23 protein-coding genes and 1 pseudogene are annotated in these 21,638 nt (G+C 38.2%); 3 read left to right on the forward strand and 21 right to left on the reverse strand.

The features are described from left to right. Positions 1–33 precede the first annotated feature (33 nt). Positions 34–1,854 (reverse strand): flagellar filament capping protein FliD, encoded by a 1,821-nt coding sequence (fliD, locus tag D1B33_RS03520; protein ID WP_118874938.1) that lies wholly within the window; start codon positions 1,852–1,854, stop codon positions 34–36. Between the two features lie 15 nt (positions 1,855–1,869). Further along, on the reverse strand, positions 1,870–2,217 hold the full coding sequence (locus D1B33_RS03525; RefSeq protein WP_118874939.1) for a flagellar protein FlaG: 348 nt from the start codon (positions 2,215–2,217) through the stop codon (positions 1,870–1,872). Positions 2,218–2,634: 417 nt separating this feature from the next. Between D1B33_RS03525 and D1B33_RS03530 the strand changes: the two are divergent. After that, a pseudogene (locus tag D1B33_RS03530) lies at positions 2,635–3,153 on the forward strand (ATP-binding protein); the annotation flags it as partial. Positions 3,154–3,349: 196 nt separating this feature from the next. Here the strand turns inward: D1B33_RS03530 and D1B33_RS03535 are convergent. The 18 genes from D1B33_RS03535 to D1B33_RS03620 form a co-directional block, all read right to left on the reverse strand. After that, a complete protein-coding gene (locus D1B33_RS03535; RefSeq protein WP_233549371.1) occupies positions 3,350–3,607 on the reverse strand; it encodes a hypothetical protein in 258 nt (85 codons plus the stop codon). A gap of 115 nt (positions 3,608–3,722) precedes the next feature. Beyond that, positions 3,723–4,046, reverse strand: a complete 324-nt coding sequence (locus D1B33_RS03540; protein ID WP_118874941.1) for a hypothetical protein — start codon at positions 4,044–4,046, stop codon at positions 3,723–3,725. A 23-nt stretch (positions 4,047–4,069) separates the two neighbouring features. Continuing rightward, positions 4,070–5,203: a hypothetical protein gene (locus D1B33_RS03545; RefSeq protein ID WP_118874942.1), complete on the reverse strand. Its 1,134-nt coding sequence runs from the start codon at positions 5,201–5,203 to the stop codon at positions 4,070–4,072. Positions 5,204–5,306: 103 nt separating this feature from the next. Beyond that, on the reverse strand, positions 5,307–6,674 hold the full coding sequence (locus tag D1B33_RS03550; protein WP_118874943.1) for a flagellin N-terminal helical domain-containing protein: 1,368 nt from the start codon (positions 6,672–6,674) through the stop codon (positions 5,307–5,309). Positions 6,675–6,828: 154 nt separating this feature from the next. After that, positions 6,829–7,050, reverse strand: a complete 222-nt coding sequence (gene csrA / locus D1B33_RS03555) for a carbon storage regulator CsrA (RefSeq protein WP_118874944.1) — start codon at positions 7,048–7,050, stop codon at positions 6,829–6,831. 4 nt (positions 7,051–7,054) lie between these two features. Then, positions 7,055–7,492 (reverse strand): flagellar assembly protein FliW, encoded by a 438-nt coding sequence (gene fliW, locus D1B33_RS03560; protein ID WP_118874945.1) that lies wholly within the window; start codon positions 7,490–7,492, stop codon positions 7,055–7,057. Positions 7,493–7,510: 18 nt separating this feature from the next. After that, positions 7,511–8,065, reverse strand: coding sequence for a DUF6470 family protein (locus D1B33_RS03565; RefSeq protein WP_118874946.1), 555 nt, complete (start codon positions 8,063–8,065; stop codon positions 7,511–7,513). A gap of 55 nt (positions 8,066–8,120) precedes the next feature. Further along, entirely contained in the window at positions 8,121–8,996 is an 876-nt protein-coding gene (flgL, locus tag D1B33_RS03570; protein ID WP_118874947.1) for a flagellar hook-associated protein FlgL, read from the reverse strand. A gap of 12 nt (positions 8,997–9,008) precedes the next feature. Then, positions 9,009–10,583, reverse strand: coding sequence for a flagellar hook-associated protein FlgK (gene flgK, locus D1B33_RS03575; RefSeq protein WP_118874948.1), 1,575 nt, complete (start codon positions 10,581–10,583; stop codon positions 9,009–9,011). A gap of 48 nt (positions 10,584–10,631) precedes the next feature. Next, the gene (locus D1B33_RS03580; protein WP_118874949.1) at positions 10,632–11,132 is read right to left on the reverse strand and encodes a flagellar protein FlgN; all 501 of its coding nucleotides are present in this window, start codon (positions 11,130–11,132) and stop codon (positions 10,632–10,634) included. Between the two features lie 21 nt (positions 11,133–11,153). Continuing rightward, positions 11,154–11,417, reverse strand: a complete 264-nt coding sequence (flgM, locus tag D1B33_RS03585; protein WP_118874950.1) for a flagellar biosynthesis anti-sigma factor FlgM — start codon at positions 11,415–11,417, stop codon at positions 11,154–11,156. A gap of 153 nt (positions 11,418–11,570) precedes the next feature. Then, positions 11,571–11,984: a TIGR03826 family flagellar region protein gene (locus D1B33_RS03590; RefSeq protein WP_118874951.1), complete on the reverse strand. Its 414-nt coding sequence runs from the start codon at positions 11,982–11,984 to the stop codon at positions 11,571–11,573. A 70-nt stretch (positions 11,985–12,054) separates the two neighbouring features. Next, on the reverse strand, positions 12,055–12,660 hold the full coding sequence (locus tag D1B33_RS03595; RefSeq protein WP_118874952.1) for a ComF family protein: 606 nt from the start codon (positions 12,658–12,660) through the stop codon (positions 12,055–12,057). After that, positions 12,657–14,084: an ATP-dependent helicase ComFA gene (locus tag D1B33_RS03600; RefSeq protein WP_118874953.1), complete on the reverse strand. Its 1,428-nt coding sequence runs from the start codon at positions 14,082–14,084 to the stop codon at positions 12,657–12,659. The genes D1B33_RS03595 and D1B33_RS03600 overlap by 4 nt, the downstream gene beginning before the upstream one ends. Positions 14,085–14,229: 145 nt before the next feature. Next, positions 14,230–15,075 carry a DegV family protein gene (locus tag D1B33_RS03605; protein WP_118874954.1) on the reverse strand — a complete coding sequence of 282 codons (846 nt, stop codon included), beginning with the start codon at positions 15,073–15,075 and terminating at the stop codon, positions 14,230–14,232. Positions 15,076–15,313: 238 nt separating this feature from the next. After that, positions 15,314–15,841, reverse strand: a complete 528-nt coding sequence (locus D1B33_RS03610; RefSeq protein WP_118874955.1) for a nuclear transport factor 2 family protein — start codon at positions 15,839–15,841, stop codon at positions 15,314–15,316. A gap of 206 nt (positions 15,842–16,047) precedes the next feature. Next, positions 16,048–16,722, reverse strand: coding sequence for a response regulator transcription factor (locus D1B33_RS03615; protein WP_118874956.1), 675 nt, complete (start codon positions 16,720–16,722; stop codon positions 16,048–16,050). Positions 16,723–16,748: 26 nt separating this feature from the next. After that, positions 16,749–17,921: a sensor histidine kinase gene (locus D1B33_RS03620; protein WP_118874957.1), complete on the reverse strand. Its 1,173-nt coding sequence runs from the start codon at positions 17,919–17,921 to the stop codon at positions 16,749–16,751. 273 nt (positions 17,922–18,194) lie between these two features. Here D1B33_RS03620 and D1B33_RS03625 point away from each other — a divergent pair, with 273 nt between their 5' ends. After that, positions 18,195–18,827 (forward strand): YigZ family protein, encoded by a 633-nt coding sequence (locus tag D1B33_RS03625; RefSeq protein ID WP_118874958.1) that lies wholly within the window; start codon positions 18,195–18,197, stop codon positions 18,825–18,827. A 318-nt stretch (positions 18,828–19,145) separates the two neighbouring features. Then, positions 19,146–20,225 carry an LCP family protein gene (locus D1B33_RS03630; protein ID WP_118874959.1) on the forward strand — a complete coding sequence of 360 codons (1,080 nt, stop codon included), beginning with the start codon at positions 19,146–19,148 and terminating at the stop codon, positions 20,223–20,225. Between the two features lie 201 nt (positions 20,226–20,426). Here the strand turns inward: D1B33_RS03630 and D1B33_RS03635 are convergent, their stop codons facing one another. Beyond that, positions 20,427–21,500: a glycosyltransferase family 4 protein gene (locus D1B33_RS03635; protein WP_118874960.1), complete on the reverse strand. Its 1,074-nt coding sequence runs from the start codon at positions 21,498–21,500 to the stop codon at positions 20,427–20,429. Positions 21,501–21,638: the final 138 nt, after the last annotated feature.

Here is a 21,638-nt window from a genome sequence, read left to right on the forward strand (position 1 = left end):
ATGATTAACTCCTTTTATATAATATTACATTTTCTACATAAAGTAAGATGCTTGAGAATTCGCTCTTTGAATTGCATCTTCCATGGCTGAAAATTGTCTCCAATACCGGTTCTCAATATCTTTTAAGCGATCTTTCCAATCATCGATGCTTTTGTTGATATTAATCAACTGTTTGCCTAAAGTATAGGCATTTTCGGTAGAAGTTGATTTTCCAGCAGTGACTTCGATAGCTTTGACAGCATTATCAGCAACTTTACGCAATTGTGCAATTATACCCATTCCCGTTTTCGGATTCCCATCGTGATTTGCATCTGTATCTTTATTATCACTTGTATCATTAAGTGTAAATAGTTTAATAACACTATCTGGATCTTTTGTTAATGCTTCTCTAAGTGCATCTTCATCACTAATTCTAATTTTACCGCCATCATTATACGTGCTTGTTGTGGTAATCCCAATTTTATAGAGGGCATTATATTTTTCATCCACACCCTCAACTGATTGATAAAGCGTTTCACGTAAATTGGAAAGCGCATTTTTGACAGTAGAGTCACTACGAAGGATACCTGACTTTGCTTTTTCTTCCCATTTCGTAATTTGATCATCCGTCATTTCAGTTCTTTGTGCATCTGTTAAAGGTTTAAAATCTCGGTATTTCGTTTCAGAAACTTTGTCATTTAATGATTGGATTAATTCATTATATGTGGTGATAAAATCTTTTACTTTATCAACCATTGCATCAACATCTATAGAAGAAGAAATCGTGATAGGTGTAGTCAAAGTACTATCAAACTTTTCTTTTAGTGTAATGCTATAACCTGAAATACTAAAGGTATTTGATGTGCTTTCCATAGCCAAACCATTAACTGTATATTCAGCATTGGCACCATCTTTTATCATTCCAGTTGTGCTAGTTAAAAAGCCAAGTTTTTGGAATAATCCTTGGGAATCTTGTGAAACTTGAATCGCTCCACCTGCTATACTACCTGTTGCATTGGCTGTAATTGATATTGCTCCTTTAGAGGATAAAACAGTCAGCCCTGCTCCAGAATTATTTAAGTTTTTCAAAAAAGAGTCGAGAGTATCTGTTGATTTATAGTCTATAGTTGTTTCTTTTAATGTTCCATCAGATTGAAGAATTTTTACCATTACGGTGCCATCACTGGTTAACCCAAATGATTTAAGTGTTATATCACTTTTACTTGGCACTTTTGTAGTAGAAGTAGGATTAGCACCTAAATCAAATCCTAACTTTTTAAAGAAGTTTGTCGCACTTCCAACCTCTACTTTATCCGTTCCTAAGGAAATAACGCCGTCTTTTATTACAGCCTTTTCTAACCCTGTGATTTTTTGCAGTTTACCAACTAGTTGATCTAGCGTATCTGTTTTACTGTATGAAACCGTAACATCTACGCCGTCCACTTTAAATGAAGCCAAACTACCAGTGCCACCTGTAAATCCAAATTGTTCTAAAGTTAAACTTACACTTTTTGATGCGGATGTAGCCAACCGATCAACCTTTTCAATACTAAGTGTACCTGTTGCACTTGCTCCTGCAGTAACAGATAATTTGCTTGAATCCGAAACAGAGACTGTTTTAGAGGAAAAGTCTCTTTGTAGTGCAAATTTATCGAAAAGATTGTCACTAAATGTGGACAATTTTTTATTTACATCCCTATACGCATCTCTTTTCCACTCATACTTTTGTTTTTGTTGTTGCAACTTTTCCATTTGGGCACTTTCAGCCTTCATTAATTTTTCAACCATGGATTCTGTATCCATTCCAGACGCTAATCCGGTAATACGACTATTTGCCGTTTGTAAATATGAATAATTACCTGAAACATTAGCCATTCTATTACTACCTCCTTAAGCCTTTGCATCTACGATATTTCCAATAATTTTTTGCATTTGATAATATGCATCTAGTAATTCTTTAGATGGAATTTCCTTGATGACCTCATCAGTTTGTGAGTCAACGATTTCTACGTAATATTCTTCCAAGCCCTCATGGTAAACGAATTTTAAATTTTTATTATGAACTTCCAAAAATTCATTTAGCTTGTCCACGATATTTGAAGAGATTTCTATTTTAGGTAGTTTTTGTTCGAATTGATGAGTTTGAGCGGCATTTATCTCTTTTGATAAACTATCACTCTTTTGAAGTGTTGTTGGAGTACTTGAAGTATCTATTTGCATTTGCGAATGAATCCTCATAAAGCTCTCCTCCTATAAGATATCAGTTATTGTTTATTATATCGGCGCAAATTCTCTTATTTTCAATAATAATTAAGAAAAACAACAACTAATAAACCGATTGATATTATTTTATTAAAGCAGTTATCTATAATACAACTCCTTCAGCAAAGGATTCAAACCGATAAAAATGGGACACCTCCCCAAATTCGTTATAATGGCAGTCACCAAAATACCTTAATATCTCACGAATCGAGACAATACTCGATACTTAAATTTAAAGTTACCTACATGAAAATATCACTAGCTATTGTTGATTCTTCGACCAAGGCAAACGACAATAAAACCAGAATCGACTAGGGAATCCCAATAGGATATCTACCCTTAGCAGTAGTCTTTTTTCTTCCACTTTTCGTACGTTCAACAACTTCAGTTTCTTTAGACGAGCAAACAGCCATCATAGAGCGACAATTAAATCATTTACGTGAGTATCAGTGGCTAGAGCAAGCCTATAACTTAATCTTACTCGGGCCACCTGGGGCAGGTAAAACTTTATTAGCCGTAGGCTTAGGGATTGAAGCGATTCAAAAAGGGTTTCAAGTGTATTTCGTTACAATGGGTGAATTAATTCAGCTGTTAAAAACGGAAGAGTTCACACGCAAATCAAAGATTCAATTAATGCGGCTGCGTGCTTCGGACTTAATTATTATTGATGATGTCATGTATATGACAATGGATCAATGTGAAGCAACTGTGTTCTTCCAATTAATTCACCAATTATATGAACAGAGTTCATTAATTTTAACATCAAATCGAAGCCCAGAAGAATGGACAGAACTTGTAGGCAATCAAGGAATGATGACGGCCATACTGGATCGTCTGTTACACCGTGTTGAGGCCATTCATATGAACAACGAAAGCCATAGATTAGAACATCAACAAAAGATTTTCAATTAATCAAAAATGTTCATTCTTAATGAGCAAAAAGTGTTCAAAACTACTTGACGGTTACAACCATTCCATTTCTTTGTCACTCATACATTCTGCAAAATATGATTTTATTCCTTTTAGTTTTGTCGTAAGATTGCAGTAAGAAATGTCGTGAATCCCATTTAGTCAACATAAATTTCGTAAGCAATTTGTTCCCCATTCTTTATCCATACTTCGTAAAGCTTCTCACTCGCTTCCTCCTCAGTACATAACCAGCAATCCACTCGTACCCTTTATCATCTACATAGGAAAGTGTTTCTATAAGCAATGGGTTAGGCAGCTTTTCTAAGTGTTCGGCTGGGATGAGCAAATCATCTATTTCTTCATGATAGAAATCATGGGCTTCATAGCCTACATCCTCTCTTTTAACTTCAATGTTAAATGTCTTTTTCATTGTTCCAACAAACCAGTCTAAATACATTATCTTTTCTCCTCCTTCAATTAAAAAAGGACTTCCCTCCGAAGAGAGAGAGATAGTATTTGATGAACATATGTGCATGAATGCTCAATTTTATGATATATGCTTATTTATTTTTTTAATACCATTTAGTTAAATGACTGGACTGGCAAGGTAATATATCGCTAATTCCCTTTAAGGTGTAATCTCTTATACCTGAATTTTCATTGATGTTATCAATCGAAACAAAAACTGATGCTTCAAAGTAACGATTACCCTCAATTAGAAAGCGAATGTCCGCTTTCTTATCAACACTCATCTCATCCCTAGTTTCAATACTAATTTCCCAAGGATTAGAAAAGGCATGGTCGAATTCCTTTATTTCACCATTTATTAGAGAAAAATCCCTAAAGCTCTGATTATCATAACTAATTTGAATTTTCCTGATAACCTTCTTTTCCATTTAACCACTCCAATAATTAATAATTAAAAAGAAGCGTCGTCAAAACCAATTTGTTTTATAGTACCACTCATAAAGAATGGCTTAATGCTATTAACTTTTATATCATGGATAACAAATGCACAAGGGGAATTAAAAGTTTCCTTTTTATACCTTCTATATTGAAGTAAGTCGATATATTCATCATAAGATTCTAATGCTTTATATTTTCCTACATATTTTCCTCCTTCATCCTTTACAAAGATTTCATCGTATTCGCAGTTCATAACACGTATATTATCTTTATCTACATCATTTACAAAAAGAATCCCTATTTCATCAGCCAACTTATCAATATCAGCACATTCTATAAAAATATTGGTAAATGTATTTTGAGCATCACCATTTATACGTTGTCCTTCAAATTTAATTTGATAATATCTTCTATCTCTCATAGCCAAATTACTTATCTCATTTTTAACGTTTCCTATCAATAAGTCCAAATGACTTTCAATAAATGAATATGTCTGGGCTACTATTGTATTTATTTCCTGCTCTTTAAATGGTTCACCTTTTTTTACAAAACTACTAATTAGGTTTTTTCCTGAATTATCCAATATACTTCTAGAAACAACTAATTTAGCATCAGAAATGTGTTTAACTTTATTATTAAATTCACTAATGTATGCATATTCCACAGAACTTTTAATAAATTCCATTTCCGTTTTTACTGCTACATAATTTGATTGTTTTTTTAAACTAGTTAATACACGGGGAAAATCAACACGCTCAATATCCATTGGATTTTCTGCTAACAAAGTAAGATTAATAAATTGTGCTAAAGAATCTAAGGAATTTCTCAAATACTGAAAAAAATCTTTAATGTATTTATCAAGTAAAAAGTAATGGCTTACACTTTTTCCTAATATATCTACCTTCCCTTTTGGAAAGTCCTCAATATTAAAACTGTACTGTCCTTCTTTTTTTAGCTTTTTCCACATCTCTTCATTCGTTTGTTCCTGTTCTTCATCCATTGCATCTAGTAGCCTTCTTATTAAATCCGAACAATATTCGGCAGTCTCTAAGTTCTTTATGCTATTAGTTACAAACTGCCATGAATCATACACTTTATATTCTAATAACAAGTCTCTCAATCCTACATCACAATTTAAAATAGTCATTCAAATCCTCCTTTTATTAATAAGAAATTCTTTCAACCTAATATATCAGAACAGTAAAAAAGAGACCCTAGTAAGACTAGAGTCCCTTTCAAATAATATAAAATTAACGAAGAAGTTGTAGAACTCCTTGTGGTTGTTGATTTGCTTGAGCAAGCATAGCTTGTGCTGCTTGAGAAAGAATAGAATTCTTAGTTTGTGCCATCATTTCTTTTGCCATATCAACGTCACGTACACGAGACTCAGCAGCAGTTAAGTTTTCTGAAGATGTTCCCAAGTTGTTGATAGTATGTTCTAAGCGATTTTGATATGCGCCTAGTTTAGAACGTTCTGCTGAAACTGATTCAATTGCATTCTGAATAGTTGTTACTGCGGATTTTGCATTTGAATAAGATGATACATCGATACTATCAACACCTAAATTCTGTGCTCTCATATCACGTATTGCAACTCTCATTGATTGGTCTTCATTGGCACCAATTTGTAATTGTACTGCTTCACCACTCACTTTGAAAGCTGCATTATCTGTAGCATTAGTTAGAGTTTTATCAACTGTTAATTGGAAGGCACCTACATCAACTAGACCATCTGTAGACGTTTTTGTTGCAACAGTAGCTTCATTAGTAGTTGTATTTGTTAATGTGTACTTTGCAGTGATACCTACATCAAAATTAGTTGTTCCTTCACCAGTAATCTTACCTTTTGTTACGGTAATTTCATTAGCGCCACCACTATTTAACTTGAAATCTGCAGTAGTTACATCTTGGTCAGTAAGTGTATCAAGTACAGTCCCATCAGCTTTCGTAAGTGTAATATCATACTTTCCACCTGTCGCACCATCTACAACTTTAATTTGATATGCTTGATTTACATCAATGGAAGCTCCACCTAATGCTAAATCCGCTGATGTTAGTCCTGTACCACCACCAGATAAATTTGCCGCTTCTATGGCTTTATTTTCTACTTTTAATGAATATGTGCCTACGGCTGTATCATTCAGTACTTCTGCCTTTGTAACTTTTGTGTTACCCGTAGCCAATGTAACGCTTTGTGACTGAGACCCATTTAATAGTTTCTTCGTATTGAATTCTGTAGTGTTACCAATTCTATCTATTTCAGAAGTCAACTGATTAATTTCTTTTTGTATTTCTCCTCTATCTGTATCCGTATTGGTATCATTTGAAGCTTGAACTGCTAATTCACGCATACGTTGAAGGATGTCGTGAGTTTCATTTAAAGCTCCTTCGGCTGTTTGAATCATGCTCACGCCATCTTGAGCATTCTTTGAAGCCATATCAAGCCCACGAATTTGCCCACGCATTTTTTCAGAGATTGCTAGACCGGCAGCATCATCCCCTGCACGGTTAATACGAAGACCTGAAGATAATTTTTCCATTGATTTTGATTGAGCTGTAGAAGCACTATTCAACTGACGATAAGTGTTAAGAGCTGCGATATTATGATTAATTCTCATTTTAGTTTCCTCCTTGGAATATACTGTTCACGTCCTTGTGAACATTTTGGATTTGGTGTATTAGCAAGGGTAGCGAGCCGGCCGATCTCTTTCTTCCTTACTTACATTATTAGTATCGGAACGACATCGGATTTTTTAATAGGTTTTTAGAAATTTAGATATTATTTTTTTGATTTTTTATTAGATCCAAGTTTTTAAGTATAGCTTCACTATTTGATGCAGATACATCCTCCCTTAGTTCACCGCGAATGACTTCTACACTTCTAGGTGCACGGATGCCTATTTTTACTTGATCACCTTTCACTTCTGAAATGACAATCTCTACATCTTCACCAATCCAAATGGTTTCTCCAGGTTTTCTAGATAATACTAGCATTAGCTCACCCCATTTCACTTTCTAAAGAAAGTTTATGACGAATTTCATAGCGGTCATTATCTACTATGACTTGCTTGGCTTTGTTGTTGACAGTGTTTAAGACAACCGGCGCTTTAAGGTTGATAGTTGAATTTTCAAGTTTGTCTTTTAACGATACTATTCCGAATACCGCAACTTCTTTTTCATCTTTAATTTCCAAGGCATGCACTGTTGCCTCATCTAAATTAAAATTGTAATTTGCTATTACGGCATATGGACTTGTAATGATAAATGCCAGACCTTCTGTTTTCACTGATTGCAAAACTTGAAAGATACTGTTTTCTTCAACCGGAAGCATTATAAAGCTTTTTTCATCTTCAAATCCTGGAATGCCGTGTTCAAATGAAAGAATATGGGAAGGATTAATGCTAATTTCGCCCATATAGGCTGTTTTAATGTTCATTTTTAACGCTCCTTATTGTTAGATTAGCCAATCAATTTTAAGGGAAGGCTGTTGAATCAAATCAACACTTACTTTCCCAGGTGTATATTGATGTATCGGTTTATTAATCTTTGTATTATTAATTACTTTTTGCGGTTCTACATTAATCTCCACTTCAGCAGGTTGAAAATCAATCTTTACATTTCCTTGAGAAGGGATGAATTTAATATTTATGCTCGTATAGGGCTGTCTGCCTCTTCTTTTTGCATGCTCTACAATCGGGTTCCCGCCATTTTCAATCTTCATTAAATTATCACCCTCTTGCGATACCCGGGCAAGTCCATTTAAGGCTTCTTGGATACTATAATCGGCTACTTCTACTGTTCTTCTGCGAGAGCTCTTTAAGTCAAGATCCGCTCGTGCTTCGGTTGTATCAATTGAAAGCAATGACTGCGTTGTATTGATTGTCATTTTCGCTTGCGGTTGCTGCAAGTCGAGTTCTGCTTTCGGTTGTTGAATAAGTTGCTGAGGTTGTTGAATCGTTAGTCCGATTTGACCTCTTGTTGTTTGTAGTTGAAGTTTTGGGATGTCCACCTGTTCTCTCCCCTTTAAAGAAAGCGTTTGGAAATAAATTTCCAAACGCTCCACATTATCTTAAAAAGTCTACTAAAGTTGGTTGTATAATGCTCGCTCCTACTGAAAGGGCCGCACGATGTATGGATTCTTGCGTTGTCATTTGCACAATCGCTTTTTCATAATCGACGTCCTCATTCTCCGACATCCGTTTTGTGGCGATTATTTCTTGAGATTGAAGACGCGAATCCATTAACTCTACCCGGTTTTGCCGCGCTCCAATGTCCGCACGTGTATTAGTTAATTTATTCATTCTGTCTTGAATGGTTGAGATGTGCTTAGATAACTGCTCTCCACTTGAAGAATTTATTGATCCATCAATATCTTTAAACATCTGGTCAATCTCATTGAATAATTTAATTGGTGTAGTATTAATTTTCATTGAAATCCCATCGAAAACTTCAATTTCAATCGGTTTTTCAAATGCTTCGTCAACTGCTGCAAATTTACCATCTGCAAAAGGAGCAGTAGTGGTTTTTGTCCCACTAAAAATATACCGCTCACCAATTTGTGTATTGGCTAAATCCTGAATATGAGCCCTTAATTGTTGCAACTCACTATTTATACTATTTCGATCAGTTGCCGTATAAGTATCACTCGATGCTTGCACCATTAATTCATTGGCACGCTGCAAGGCAGAGTTGACTTTATCAAGTGTATCATCCGTCGTATCCAGCCAATTGTGGGCTTCACCGATATTCCGCGAATATTGTTCCACATTATTTAACTGTGTACGCAACGCGATTCCTTTCATGGCCACGACTGGGTCATCGGAAGGACGAGTTACTTTTTTGCCTGTATTAATCTGCTCTTGCACTTTTCCCAACTTTGCATAACTGTTCGACAAGTTGCGAAGCAAGTTATTGGAAAGCATTGATTGTGTTACGCGCATGTTTTATCCCTCCTATAACCCAACACGGCCCATGCCGTTAATAATTTTATCCAACGTTTCATCAATAACGGAAATCATACGCGCATTTGCGTTATATGCTTGTTGGAAAGTAATCATATTGGTCATTTCTTCATCTAAGGAAACTGAACTTACGGAAGCTCGTTTTTCTGTTACAGCTTGCTTTAGCGTTTCAGAGTTATATTTCAAACGTTCCGCTTGTTGTCCATCTACCCCAAGCTGGCCGATCAGCCCTTCGAAATAGGTTTGGACGCTGACACCGCCTAGGTTTCCTCCGCCATTTTGATCATTTAGATTCTTGAATTTTATATTAGCAAGCGCTAGTGCGTTTTTGCCATTTCCTGGCTCTGGAGTTGGAATAGGTGTTGTCTCTAAAGAATCTGAAGCAGCAATTAAACTAGCATCATTTAGGATAGTTTGCGAAACATAGATATTCCCTCCTGTGATAGGAGAACTAGTATCATTACTAACAAAGAACTCTTTACCAGTTACCCCTTTCAAATCTGTTCCCTTTTTATGAATACTGTTAAATGCATCTGCAAATTCTTTAGCCAAAGTATCCAGCTTCTTCAACATATCCGGGAAAAGCCCTTTTTCAGAGGCTGGAGTAGTCACATTACTTTTATAGCCATATGAATCAACTAGGGATTTAAATTTCCCTAAACTATTAAAAATATTAATATCTGCATTTATACTATCACCACTGCTATCTACACCACCCAGACCTGTAACCATTCCTGTTGGAGTCTCTGTATTTGTTCCCCTATTACTAAGTTTTGCAAAGTTTTTGCCTTCCACTAGTGTGATAGATTGAACGCCATTCAACTTCAACGAAACTGTCAAAGACCCTTCAGCATTAGCCAAAGCATTACCACCAGATTGCACTTTTGTCGTTTCTACAGGGAAGTAGGTTGATAGTTTATCAATTAAATTATCACGTGCATCATACAGATCATTCGGCAAATAGCCATTCGGTTCTACAGCTTGGATTTGAGCATTGATGCCAGCAATTTGTTCTAGAATCGAGTTAGCGTCACGCAAAAGGATGCCGATTTCGGATGCGGCATTTTCTTTTATTTGTTGGATGCTATTGTGCATATAGTGAAATGAATCTGCCACCGCAATCCCCCGTTGTACCACGACTGCGCGCGCCCCGCCGTCTTCAGGGTTGACGTTTAAATCTTGTAGCGAATTATAAAAATCATTGAGCGATTGAGCTAGTCCATAATCAGATGGTTCTGTCAAGATATCTTCCATTTCCGTGATGGACTGCGAACGTGCTTCCCAATAACCCAATTTTGTTGCTTCCTGGCGATATTGCTTGTCAATAAAGCTATCACGAATGCGTTGAACAGAGCCGGCTTCAACACCTGTTCCAATATAGCCGGCATTTGTATCGTTATTCAATCCTACTCCCGGATATGGCAAAGTAGGTTGCATATTTACCCGTTGGCGCGAATAGCCTTCTGTGTTGGCATTCGAAATATTATGTCCCGTTGTATATAAAGCGCTTTGTTGCGTAAAAAGGCCGCGCTTGCTTGCTTCCAATCCCATAAATGTGGAGCGCATAGTGTCTCCTCCTTTAATATGTATGTATGAGCGCAGATTTGAACTGCGCTATGCTTGCGAATCAAATAGAGATTTTTTAGCTGCTGTATAATCTCTCCGCACCGCATTGCCAGAGTAATTAATTTCCTCTGATTGCGGCTGCAGTATGTTTAATGTTGCATTGACAACCTGCAACGATTGGTACACCAACTTCTGGTTTAAGGCGTTTTGCTGTTTCACTTCGTTTATTGTTGAAAGTAAACTAGTTCTTACTTTTTCTAACGTTTCCCGTTCTTCTATCACATCAGCAGCATTAATTACATCAGCGACAGTTGGTGTGCCAGCAAGAGCAATTCCTTTTGCTCGGAGGTAATCCGTTACCATTTGCTGGCGCTGTTTCTCGAGTAGTTCGATTGCTGCTACATGGGACTGCTCGTTTTTCAGCATTTCATCAAGCTCTTCCATGTTGCCCTTCTTCACAAGCTCCGTTTTCTTGTAAGCTAGCTCGAGTAAACTTTTATGCATTTTTTCAAGCTTTTCTAGATTGGCGATGATGAGTTGGACAGACATGGTTTCGAGCTCCTTTGCTGTTTAATAACGATAGAATTTTAGCAAATCCTCTGCCACTTTATTGGCATTTACTTTGTATTCTCCGGATTGAATTTGTTCTTTCAGTTGCTGAATTTTTTGTGCACGTTCTGCGGTGTACGTAGAAGAGACAGACATTTCTTTGGCAGCGGATGAAATTTCGATTTTATCTGAAGACACGGCAGCCTTCTTCTCGGCTGCTTTTACATTATTTTGCGCTTTGTTATATGGGTTGACTGAATTTACACCATAAGACGTGATTTTCACAACGATTCCTCCTTCAACTTTAATCTATACTATTATTTTCGGTTATATCTAATAATTATTAACCTTTATAAATGAAAAAACTCACAATCCATGCTTTTTCCTATTAACGCAACGGTGAACAAGGATTTTTAGCACTATTGTGAGCACAACTATTTACTTATTTCTTTCAGATAAATATGTTCCTCTTTCACTTTTTGCTATGTTCGCTCTGAATTCCTTTGCCGCTTCAAAAGTACGTAAATCAGATTTTAATTCATCTGCACATTGATCGCAAAGTTTCCCTTTCGTTGTCAGACGGCCGCAGTTGTCGCAAGGATAGCCCAAATTAGGAAACATGGCAGGCTGCAAACGGTTTTTACGTACCCATTTATATAATAATTCTTCCTGTACACCTGTCGCTTCAACTATTCTTTCAACTGTTGCCGCGCGATTTTCACGTTTTCTTAAAAACTTGTAAACAATCTGGTACAACTCTTCTTCTTTTTGAACACAATTATAGCAAACATCCCGAACACCTGTATAATTAAAAAACTCTCCGCAACTAGGGCAATTGCGTAATTCAGCCATGCTGATTCCCCCTGTCTTAAAAACTATTACTTTTTACTTATTCTCTTTATCGGCTTTTTTTATATTTTCTTTACCCTCTGATTAAGGTGAAGGCCTTCACGGATTTTGCTCCCGCATCCAACAGCAATTGCTTGGCATGGTTGATGGTAGTCCCCGTTGTATAAATATCATCAACTAAAAGAATGTCTTTCTGTTGTACTATAACCCCTTGTTCTAACTGAAAAATTTGCGGTGTGTTGAGCCTTTCTTCACGCGATTTGCTTGCCTGTGTTGCAGTGGTCATTTTTTCGAGAAGGTGAGTATAGGGGATTACGGCTTCATTTAACAACTCGTCAACATGGGCAAATGTCCGTTCTTTTCGTTTTTCCGCATGCATTGGGATCGGGACGATGAGTTCTTTTGTCTTTTTTAAATGGTAATGTAGCTGATATCTGAACACTTTTGCCAATAAAAGATCATGCATAAATTTATAGCGGTGCAGATAATCTTTCATTTGTTCGTTATATTTATAGAGTGAAGTGACTTCTTCATTTGATGTTTTGCAAATCTCAAACTTTTCTTCGCATTCTAAACAAATGGTTCTCGGAAATTCATTCGTTAAAAGCGTTTTCCAGGTTACGGGCACATCAATCGGAGAGTTGCAAAGAAGACAATTTTCAACTTCATTCCTCTTCAACTCCCGAACCCCTCCTTATTCAGCCGAAGTATTTCATTGCGTGCTTCATCCATTTCGGCCGTTATGCCATGGTGAAAGAACACAATATCGCCTTCTGGAAACTGTACGTTTCGCCCGACTCGGCCACTAATTTGAATTAGGGCACTGGAAGTGAAAATTTTGGATTCTGCCCCTACCACGGCAACTTGTACATTATTGATGGTAATGCCCCTTTCGAGAATGGTAGTTGTGAGCAACCCGGGAATCTCTTCATTCCGCAGTTTTATCACCTTTTCTTTTCGGTGTTCATCTTCTGCATGCACGCTTAGAATTTTTTCATTCATCCGCTGGAACAGAGGGATCGCTTTTTGCATTAATTGTATAGTCGGAAAGAAAATCAAGAAAGGTTCTCGATTGGATAGTCTCTTTTCTGTCCATTCGATTAGTTTGAGAGGAATTTTCCCTCTGGTGATGCCTTTTTCGTAAGACCAGAGCGCCTCAAACCGAGGAACCGGCAAAGGATGGTTATGATATCTTTTGGGGATAAACGAATAGCTCCAGTTCTCTTTTTTCACTGTATTTAAAATTTGAGTTGAGGGCGTAGCGGTCACGAATGCAATGGGCGCCCCCTCTTTTTTTGCTTTCAGAACGGCTTGTTGTAATGCCAGATCAATGGTATAAGGGAAAGCATCGGCTTCATCTACAAGTTCCACATCAAACGCATTTTCGAATCGAAAAAGCTGATGCGTTGTTGAAAGGACAAGCTGCGAAAAGCCGGCTTGTTTTGGCGCATTGCCGTATAAGGCGTGGATGTTTGTATTGGGAAATACTTTTTGAAAACGAGGAAACAGTTCAAGCACAACATCTGTTCTTGGTGTAGCGATACATACACGCAAGCCTTTGTTCAGAGCATGGAGAACGGCGGGGAATAAGATTTCTGTTTTTCCAGCGCCACAGACTGCATGTACCAGATGGCTGCGTTTATTATTCATACTCTCGGTTAACTCTTGGGCTGCCTGCTTTTGCGCGGGTGTATAGGTACCATCCCAATCCAACACATGCTTTTGGTATTTGAGTGGCAGCGGACCGTTCCAAAGTATCAAATTCGTACAGCTCGTCACGCGCCCCATGTTAATGCAATGCCGGCAATACACACAAATTTTTTCACACTTGGCACAATTGTATTGCACGAACTCGTGTTGAATTTGGTTATAACAACGATTGCATGTGAATGATTGACGCAGGAATATTCCCTTTGGTTGGCTAGTAATCCCCGATTTCACATTGAAATAGTTTTGTTGAATGTAAGCATTGACTTTCTCTTGATGGAATGGCGTATTGCTTCGCGTCCAAATACGACCGGTAAAAAAATCGCGAACTTGTGGTTCAACGATGATTCCTTTGTAAAGGAAGCGTTTGTTTGACCTTATTAATTTAAATTTCATTTTTACTCATTCCTTTTGATATTTAAATGTCCGGTATTCTTCAAAAACGGTCCGGTAAAATCAAATCTGTGTCCGGTAACAAACCACAATCAAACAAAAAACAGTCCCCACCAAATGGCAAAGACTGCATTTCATCAATATCTAACTAAATCTGTTTTACCCAACTAAGCCCTAAAGCCCCTTCACCTAAATGCGTGCCCACTACAGGTCCAAAATAACTTAAATTAAACTCCACATTCGGGTAGGTTTCAGCCAGTTGGTTCATCCATGCGCGACCATCTTCTTCACAGTTGGCATGGATCACGGTTGCGATATATGAATCGCCACTTTGAACGTCCTGAGCCAGCAATTCTTCTACTCTGCGCAATGCTTTTTTCTTTGTGCGGATCTTTTCTAATGGGACGATTTTTTTATTTTCAACCCAGAGAATTGGCTTTACTTGCAATAGACCGCCTACTAAAGCAGCTGCAGCGGAAAGTCTGCCGCCTCGTTGCAGGTGCGATAAATCATCTACAATGAAATAGGCTTTCACCAATTTTTTCATTTCTTCCAGCGTACTTAAAATTTGCTCAGCCGTTGCGCCTTGCTCGGCCATTTCGGCCGCTTTCAACACATAATAGCTTTGAGGGGCACAGGAAATTTCGCTATCGAATGTATATACTTTAATTCCTTCCACCATCTGGGCTGCCTGAACGGCTCCCTGGTATGTGCCGCTCATGCCGCTGGATATATGAATGGAAATAACTTCATCATAATCTTTTGATAGCTCTTCAAACAACTCGGCAAATTTACCGACGGCCGGTTGCGTTGTTTTTGGAAAAACCTTCGCTTCCCGCACTTTATCGTAAAATTCCGATGAGGTAATTTCGACTTCTTCTTCGTAGCTGGCATCTTCGAAAATGACGCTAAGCGGAATCATCCGAATGTTGTACCGATCCCGTTCCTCTCGCCTCAAATATGCTGTACTGTCTGTTACGACCGCAATACTCATAAAACTCCACTCCCTGTTATTCATAGTTTACTTTAGTTCTAGTCATCTGTGAACTTGATTCTCGCAATCATTTCAAAAAACAAATTTCAAGAATGATTAGCCTTCAAATGTTAAAAATCACGCTCGTTTATTCGCATAAAAAAAGCACTTCGTATACGTTAAAAACTATTGTACACGAAACGCCCATCCTTGTTTGAAACTTTCGTTAGACAAAATCAACCAATTTCCAACTTGTTTTTTATTGTGCAGATTCATCGCCAATGTAATAGACACTCGTCACTTTCCAATCGTTATCTTCTTTGACAAAGACGGTAACTTGGCGGCCGCTGCTTGCTAGTTCTGCATTTGTTTCGATTTCTGTCATGTGGATATCCAAGTTTGCAAACACTTGCGCTTCCTCTTCATCATATTTCACGATGGTCACGTCAGTTGCTGACCTTGCAATATCATATTGTTCAAACGCTTGTTTTGCCGCTTCTACATCTTCTTCAACGTTAAAACCTTGGGGATGTTTGGATAAGGTTTCAACATATCGATCGATGTCTTTTGAATTAAATGAGTCAATATATTCATTGAATGCGGCCACGATTGCGGCTTGTTCCTCTTTTGGGATATCTGGTGCTTCTACCACTTCATCACCCGTTATTTCAAAACCAACCGTACTTTCATTAGAAGCCACTTGCTGTTCATTCGTATTCGCTTCATCTTTATCATTACACGCCGATAGCAAAAACAGCGCTGCCACCAGCATTATCCATTTATTCATAAAATCTTCCCTCCAACGCCCATATTGTAGCACAGATGCTAAACTATGGCTATTTACATATTAAAAGTCCAAAATTGTATGCATTTTTTATCACTCTTGCTTCACATTTTTAAGACGTTGTGTATGGAAAATTAGTTTCCTGTTACCTGGAAAGCAAAAAAATCCAATCAACGAAAACTCGTTAATTGGATAAATGGATGATGATTTTATCGCACTTCAACCCAGCCGTTTTTGATTGCTGTGACAACGGCTTGCGTGCGGTCGTTTACGTTCATTTTTTGCAGGATGCTGGATACGTGGTTTTTCACCGTTTTTTCGGAGATGAACAACGTTTCCCCGATTGTTCGGTTGGATTGGCCATCTGTCAGCAATTGAAGCACTTCACATTCACGTTTTGTCAGCAAGTGGAATGGACGGCGAATTTCCGTTTGGTGGAAGTTGCCTTTATTTTCGTGCTCGCTTAAACGGCGGAATTCCGCAACCAAGTTTTTCGTTACTTTTGGATGCAGGTAAGAGCCGCCATTCGCCACGACTTTGATGGCTTCCACGATTTCTTCTGCATCCATTTCTTTCAGCATATAGCCTAATGCCCCTGATCGTAATGCATGCGTGACATACGATTCATCATCATGAATCGACAGCATAATCACTTTTGCGCTAGGGAATTCCGCAAGCAACTCAGCAGTCGCTTCTACGCCGTTTTTGCCGGGCATATTAATATCCATTAAAACAACGTCCGGTAAATGTTGACGATAGATGCTTACTACATCTGAACCGTCGTCGCCTTCAGCTACCACTTCAAATGTATCTTCAAAGTCCAGGATACGCTTTACCCCTTCGCGGAATAATTGGTGATCGTCTACAATAATAATTTTCGTCATAAATCCTTTTCCCCCTACAATTGCACCTAATTATGTGTCTTTATTTTTTCTATTTTTTCAGGTAATGGAACGTTGAAATAGATGCTCGTCCCACTTCCCGGGCTGCTTTGTATTTTCAACGTGCCTTTTAGCAAATCGATTCGCTCTTTCATGCCGATAATGCCAAAAGACTGTTCCCTCACACTGATTTTATCAAAACCGGAGCCATTATCCTTCACGAGCACACTCACATTTTTTTCGAGCCACTCCATTTTCACCCAAATATCAGGCGCCTTGCCATGTTTGATGGCATTCGTAACGCATTCTTGGACAATTCGGAAGATGGAAACTTCAAAATCCGTCGGCAACCTCATTCCATCGCAAACCGGCTGGAAATGAATATGTACACCTGGGTTATATTCCATCACAGTGGAAAGATATTTTTTCAAGGTAGGCACAATGCCCAAATCATCCAGAGCCATTGGACGCAGATCATAAATGATTCGCCTTACTTCCGATAATGCATTGCGAACCGTCGTTTTCAACTCGGCAATTTCCTGAATTGCCGCGTCAATCCCTTTTTCCTTATACGTCCGTTCAATCAAATTCGAGCGCATTAAGACATTTGCCATCATCTGCGCCGGACCATCGTGAATTTCACGGGATAAACGCTTTCTCTCTTTTTCCTGCGCCGCAATAATTTTAATGCCAAAGTCTTGCTTTATTTTTGCATTTTCCAAGGCAATCGGCACGTTTTTCAGATCCGTTGTTAAATAGTTCAACACAACATTGACTTGATTGACAATATGCTCGGCGCGTTCGATGGTATCGAACAATGCTTTTAATCGGCGTTCCAGATCATCGCGCTTTTCACGCAAACGCTTTTCTTCGGAACGTGTCAAGGAAAGTTTAATTTGAAGGTCGTTCGCATTTTCGTAAGCTTCCCGAACTTGCTCTTCGGAGTATTTGTTGAAGTATTTACTCACTTCTACCAGACGTTGCTTCGCCAATTTAGTTCTTTTTTCCAAGTCATCATTTTCATCTATTATCAGTTTGATACTCTGCTTGATGAGTTCCAATTCCGTTTTCATCTCTTCGTAACTGTTGCGGCTCTGTTCACTAATAATGAAGATATCGCTTTTGGAACTTGTGATCGTTTCAATCATTCGGTTAAATATCACATCAAGCGAGCCAAGATCGATTTTTTCATTTGAAAACATACCTTTACCCCAATCCAATTGGTGTTATTATTATATATAATGTTTAATTACACCATAGCGATATTGCGTCTGGATGTCAGACTTGTGTTAAACAGATTACACTTTTGTAACAAATCATTCAAATAAAGCATGATCTATTACTTTCAGCAGATATAGAATAGAAAAAAGCGGTAAACCTGTATCTGTAATTGTTCATTACTATTATAGCATTTTTATAAAAAAATTTAACCAAATATCTTACTAAAGGCTTTTTAATTTTAAGGAGATGAAATAATGCGAAATGACTATAAAACAATTAAGGGTTATGGCGAAAAAGAAATTGTCATTTCAAAATCGCGTTTTATTGCCTATGTGAATCGAGCGGAGACAGAAGAAGAGGCCATTGAATTTATAGACAGCATCAAGAAAAAACACGCCAACGCCACACACAACTGCTCTTGTTATATGGTTGGCGAACATGATCAGATTCAAAAAGCGAACGACGACGGGGAACCGAGCGGAACGGCAGGCGTCCCCATGCTTGAGGTATTAAAAAAACAAGGCTTGAAAGATACGGTTGTTGTGGTGACTCGTTATTTTGGGGGTATCAAGCTGGGCGGCGGAGGGCTGATCCGCGCGTATGGCAAAGCCACAACCGAAGGAATCGATGCAGCCCAGGTAGTCGAACGAAAACTGCATCATGTCATGAAAGTGTCCATCGATTACACGTGGCTTGGAAAAGTGGAAAATGAAGTGCGCAATTCCCACTACACTTTAAGCGAAATCCAATACGCCGAAGCAGTGGAAGTAATCGTTGATGTCTTAAAAGATGAAGAAGAACAGTTCACAGAGTGGATCACCGAGCTAACGAATGGCCAAGCAACTATCGCTTGCATTGATAAAAAATTTGTGGAGTTTGTGGTTTAGGGGTACCAACGTATCCAATCGACAACTTTCACATGGAGGAAGCGGCATGGAAACAGTCCTCCTGGCTTCCTCTACTCCATTGCAAAACAGGCAGTTCTCTTTATTGACATAAATTTTTAAAAAATTTAATCTATGAAACTAAAATAATATTTTACTGTCTTTCGACAACACAGTATAATTAAACTTACTGGCCTAGTTGTCGAATATTTTGGTTTTAAAGAAAATTACAACACTGATGCTCTATTTAAAAGTTCGGCTTCCTGAAACAGCATCCAGCAATAAATAGAATAGTATATTCCCACTCAGAGGAGAGTTTAAATGAAAAGATCAGAACTTAATAACTTGAACAAGAAGAAAAAGAAAAAGTTTTCTTTTGTCTTAAAAGTTCTTCTGGTATTGTCCGCCTCGTTATTATTATGTGTGACAGCGTATGGCGTATACATAACGAAAAAAGCGGAGAAAGCAGCGGAACAGTCGTATGAAGAAATTGGGCGCGCCGGATCGGACTTGCGTGATGCCGCAGTCAAACCGCTCGAAGATAATGTCTCGATTTTATTTGTCGGAATTGACGATAGTGAAGAGCGTGCTCAAGGCTCGGAAACTTCCCGTTCGGATGCTTTAATTTTGGCAACGTTGAATAATGAAGAAAAAACCGTAAAACTGATTAGCATTCCTCGTGATTCGAATGTTTATATCCCATATGTAGGCTACAACGATAAAATCACGCATGCCCATGCCTATGGAGGTACGCTTGCTACCATTGAAACGGTAGAACAATTATTCGAAATTCCCGTTGATTATTATGTACGCATGAACTTTAATGCCTTTATCGATGTAATCGATGCATTAGGCGGAATTGAAGTAGATGTTGACATTCCTTATGCTTTTTATGAAATGGACGAAAACGACAACAAGTCTATCTATCTAGAACCAGGGTTGCAGGAATTGGACGGAAGAGAAGCACTTTCCCTTGCCCGTACGCGTAAGCATGACAGCGATATTATGCGAGGCCAGCGCCAGCAAGACATTATCGAAGCCATTGCGAAAAAGGCTGCTTCCGCATCTTCCATTACAAAATATGACGATGTGCTTCAAGCCATCAGCACTAACATGAAAACAGACATGACGTTTGATGAAATGAAATCGTTTATTAACTATTTCACGGAAGGTGTTCCACAAATCGATTCCCTAACATTGGACGGCTATGATGACACATCTACCGGTACTTATTATTACCAACTCGATACAGAGTCTTTGGAAGAAACAAAACATATCTTGCAAGCCCATCTTGAATTAATCCCTGATACTTCGGATATCTCGGGAACAGAAGGCCAATCCACAAGCGAAAACGCATCCGGATTGCCGTATTCTCCAGAAGCGGTTTCATCGTCAAGATAGAATGATAAAATGTACATTTCAGCGAAAGTTGAAGTGTACATTTTTTTTTATGATTTTCTTCTAACCTGACAAAAAATCGACCATTTAATATATACCATCTTTTCCTGAATTTTAAACATCAAAAAAGCTACGACATCACTTCGTTTTAAGAAACGATTGGATGTCGTAGCTTTTTATTTAAAGAGAATTCTCTGATTGAAATTAAAGTTTATTAAAGATTCTTGCCAGATTCATCAATGGTCGATAGTTCTTGCCGGCGAGTCCGATGATTTCAACGAAAAGTTCAATCGCTACTAGAATGACTGTGACCAATAGAATCGCTCCCCAAAGTTTTGCCATGGAGAAGATGATGGCTGCCAACCCAAACATTGCTGCAATTCCGTAGATAATCAATACCGTTTGTCTATGGGAGAAACCAATGTCGAGCAAGCGGTGATGCAAGTGTGATTTGTCCGGATCCGACCATTTTTGCTTGTTTCGATAGCGACGAACGATTGCAAAGAATGTATCAGAAATCGGTACCCCCAACATAATAACAGGGATGATGAATGAAAAGATTGTGACTCCTTTAAATCCTAGTAAGGAAAGAACCGCAATCATAAAGCCTAAAAATAGAGCGCCTGTGTCCCCCATGAAGATTTTCGCTGGGTGGAAATTATAGAATAAGAAACCAATTGTACTGCAAGCTAAAATTGCTGCTGTTGCCACTACGAACACATTGCCCATGATCAAGGCCATGAAAGCTAATGTAATGAGTGCAATGGTAGATACACCAGCTGCAAGACCATCTAACCCATCAATTAAATTAATCGCGTTTGTAATCCCGACAATCCAAAGAATGGTAAACGGAATACTTAAAAATCCAAAATCCAATTCCCCACCGAATGGCAAGTTGATGAATCCGATTTGAATATCCCCTAAAAAGACGATGATACATGCCGCGACTAACTGGCCCAGCATTTTCGCTTTTGCTGAAATTTCGTACATGTCATCCAGAATACCCGTAATGACAATCACCGTAGCCCCTAATACAATGGCTAAAGGAATGAACAGTGGATTATCTCCATTTTGTACAGCAGGCATTGGTCTAAGAACAGCTAGTCCAATGATAAATGCAATAAAAATAGCTAAACCACCAAGTCGGGGCATAATCCGCGAATGTACTTTTCGATAGTTGGGTGCGTCTACTGCACCGATTCGGAATGCTAACCGTTTGACAAGTGGAGTAACAAGAATGGCAGCGATAAATGCCACGATTAAAGACACGTAAAGCATGTCTCTCCTCCTCAAAAAAATAATTAGTTAGATAGTTATCTGCACCTTAAACCTCAATCATTATAGCATGAACATTGAGGAAAATATAGCTTTTCCGGTTTACAAAAAAAGAACATTTAAGACAAATTGATTAAATTT

This window comes from Ureibacillus yapensis (assembly GCF_003515775.1).
Classification (GTDB): Bacteria; Bacillota; Bacilli; order Bacillales_A; family Planococcaceae; genus Ureibacillus; species Ureibacillus yapensis.

What these genes read in the sequence shown, in the direction of transcription:
- D1B33_RS03580 (WP_118874949.1), bottom strand. Translation starts at nt 11,132, where the DNA reads ATGTCTGTCCAACTCATCATCGCCAATCTAGAAAAGCTTGAAAAAATG.
- D1B33_RS03615 (WP_118874956.1), bottom strand. Translation starts at nt 16,722, where the DNA reads ATGACGAAAATTATTATTGTAGACGATCACCAATTATTCCGCGAAGGG.
- D1B33_RS03540 (WP_118874941.1), bottom strand. Translation starts at nt 4,046, where the DNA reads ATGGAAAAGAAGGTTATCAGGAAAATTCAAATTAGTTATGATAATCAG.
- flgL (WP_118874947.1), bottom strand. Translation starts at nt 8,996, where the DNA reads ATGCGCGTAACACAATCAATGCTTTCCAATAACTTGCTTCGCAACTTG.
- csrA (WP_118874944.1), bottom strand. Translation starts at nt 7,050, where the DNA reads ATGCTAGTATTATCTAGAAAACCTGGAGAAACCATTTGGATTGGTGAA.
- D1B33_RS03545 (WP_118874942.1), bottom strand. Translation starts at nt 5,203, where the DNA reads ATGACTATTTTAAATTGTGATGTAGGATTGAGAGACTTGTTATTAGAA.
- D1B33_RS03625 (WP_118874958.1), top strand. Translation starts at nt 18,195, where the DNA reads ATGCGAAATGACTATAAAACAATTAAGGGTTATGGCGAAAAAGAAATT.
- D1B33_RS03620 (WP_118874957.1), bottom strand. Translation starts at nt 17,921, where the DNA reads ATGTTTTCAAATGAAAAAATCGATCTTGGCTCGCTTGATGTGATATTT.
- D1B33_RS03590 (WP_118874951.1), bottom strand. Translation starts at nt 11,984, where the DNA reads ATGGCTGAATTACGCAATTGCCCTAGTTGCGGAGAGTTTTTTAATTAT.
- D1B33_RS03630 (WP_118874959.1), top strand. Translation starts at nt 19,146, where the DNA reads ATGAAAAGATCAGAACTTAATAACTTGAACAAGAAGAAAAAGAAAAAG.
- D1B33_RS03635 (WP_118874960.1), bottom strand. Translation starts at nt 21,500, where the DNA reads ATGCTTTACGTGTCTTTAATCGTGGCATTTATCGCTGCCATTCTTGTT.
- fliD (WP_118874938.1), bottom strand. Translation starts at nt 1,854, where the DNA reads ATGGCTAATGTTTCAGGTAATTATTCATATTTACAAACGGCAAATAGT.
- D1B33_RS03600 (WP_118874953.1), bottom strand. Translation starts at nt 14,084, where the DNA reads ATGAAATTTAAATTAATAAGGTCAAACAAACGCTTCCTTTACAAAGGA.
- D1B33_RS03535 (WP_233549371.1), bottom strand. Translation starts at nt 3,607, where the DNA reads ATGTATTTAGACTGGTTTGTTGGAACAATGAAAAAGACATTTAACATT.
- D1B33_RS03605 (WP_118874954.1), bottom strand. Translation starts at nt 15,075, where the DNA reads ATGAGTATTGCGGTCGTAACAGACAGTACAGCATATTTGAGGCGAGAG.
- D1B33_RS03550 (WP_118874943.1), bottom strand. Translation starts at nt 6,674, where the DNA reads ATGAGAATTAATCATAATATCGCAGCTCTTAACACTTATCGTCAGTTG.
- flgK (WP_118874948.1), bottom strand. Translation starts at nt 10,583, where the DNA reads ATGCGCTCCACATTTATGGGATTGGAAGCAAGCAAGCGCGGCCTTTTT.
- D1B33_RS03525 (WP_118874939.1), bottom strand. Translation starts at nt 2,217, where the DNA reads ATGAGGATTCATTCGCAAATGCAAATAGATACTTCAAGTACTCCAACA.
- fliW (WP_118874945.1), bottom strand. Translation starts at nt 7,492, where the DNA reads ATGAACATTAAAACAGCCTATATGGGCGAAATTAGCATTAATCCTTCC.
- D1B33_RS03610 (WP_118874955.1), bottom strand. Translation starts at nt 15,841, where the DNA reads ATGAATAAATGGATAATGCTGGTGGCAGCGCTGTTTTTGCTATCGGCG.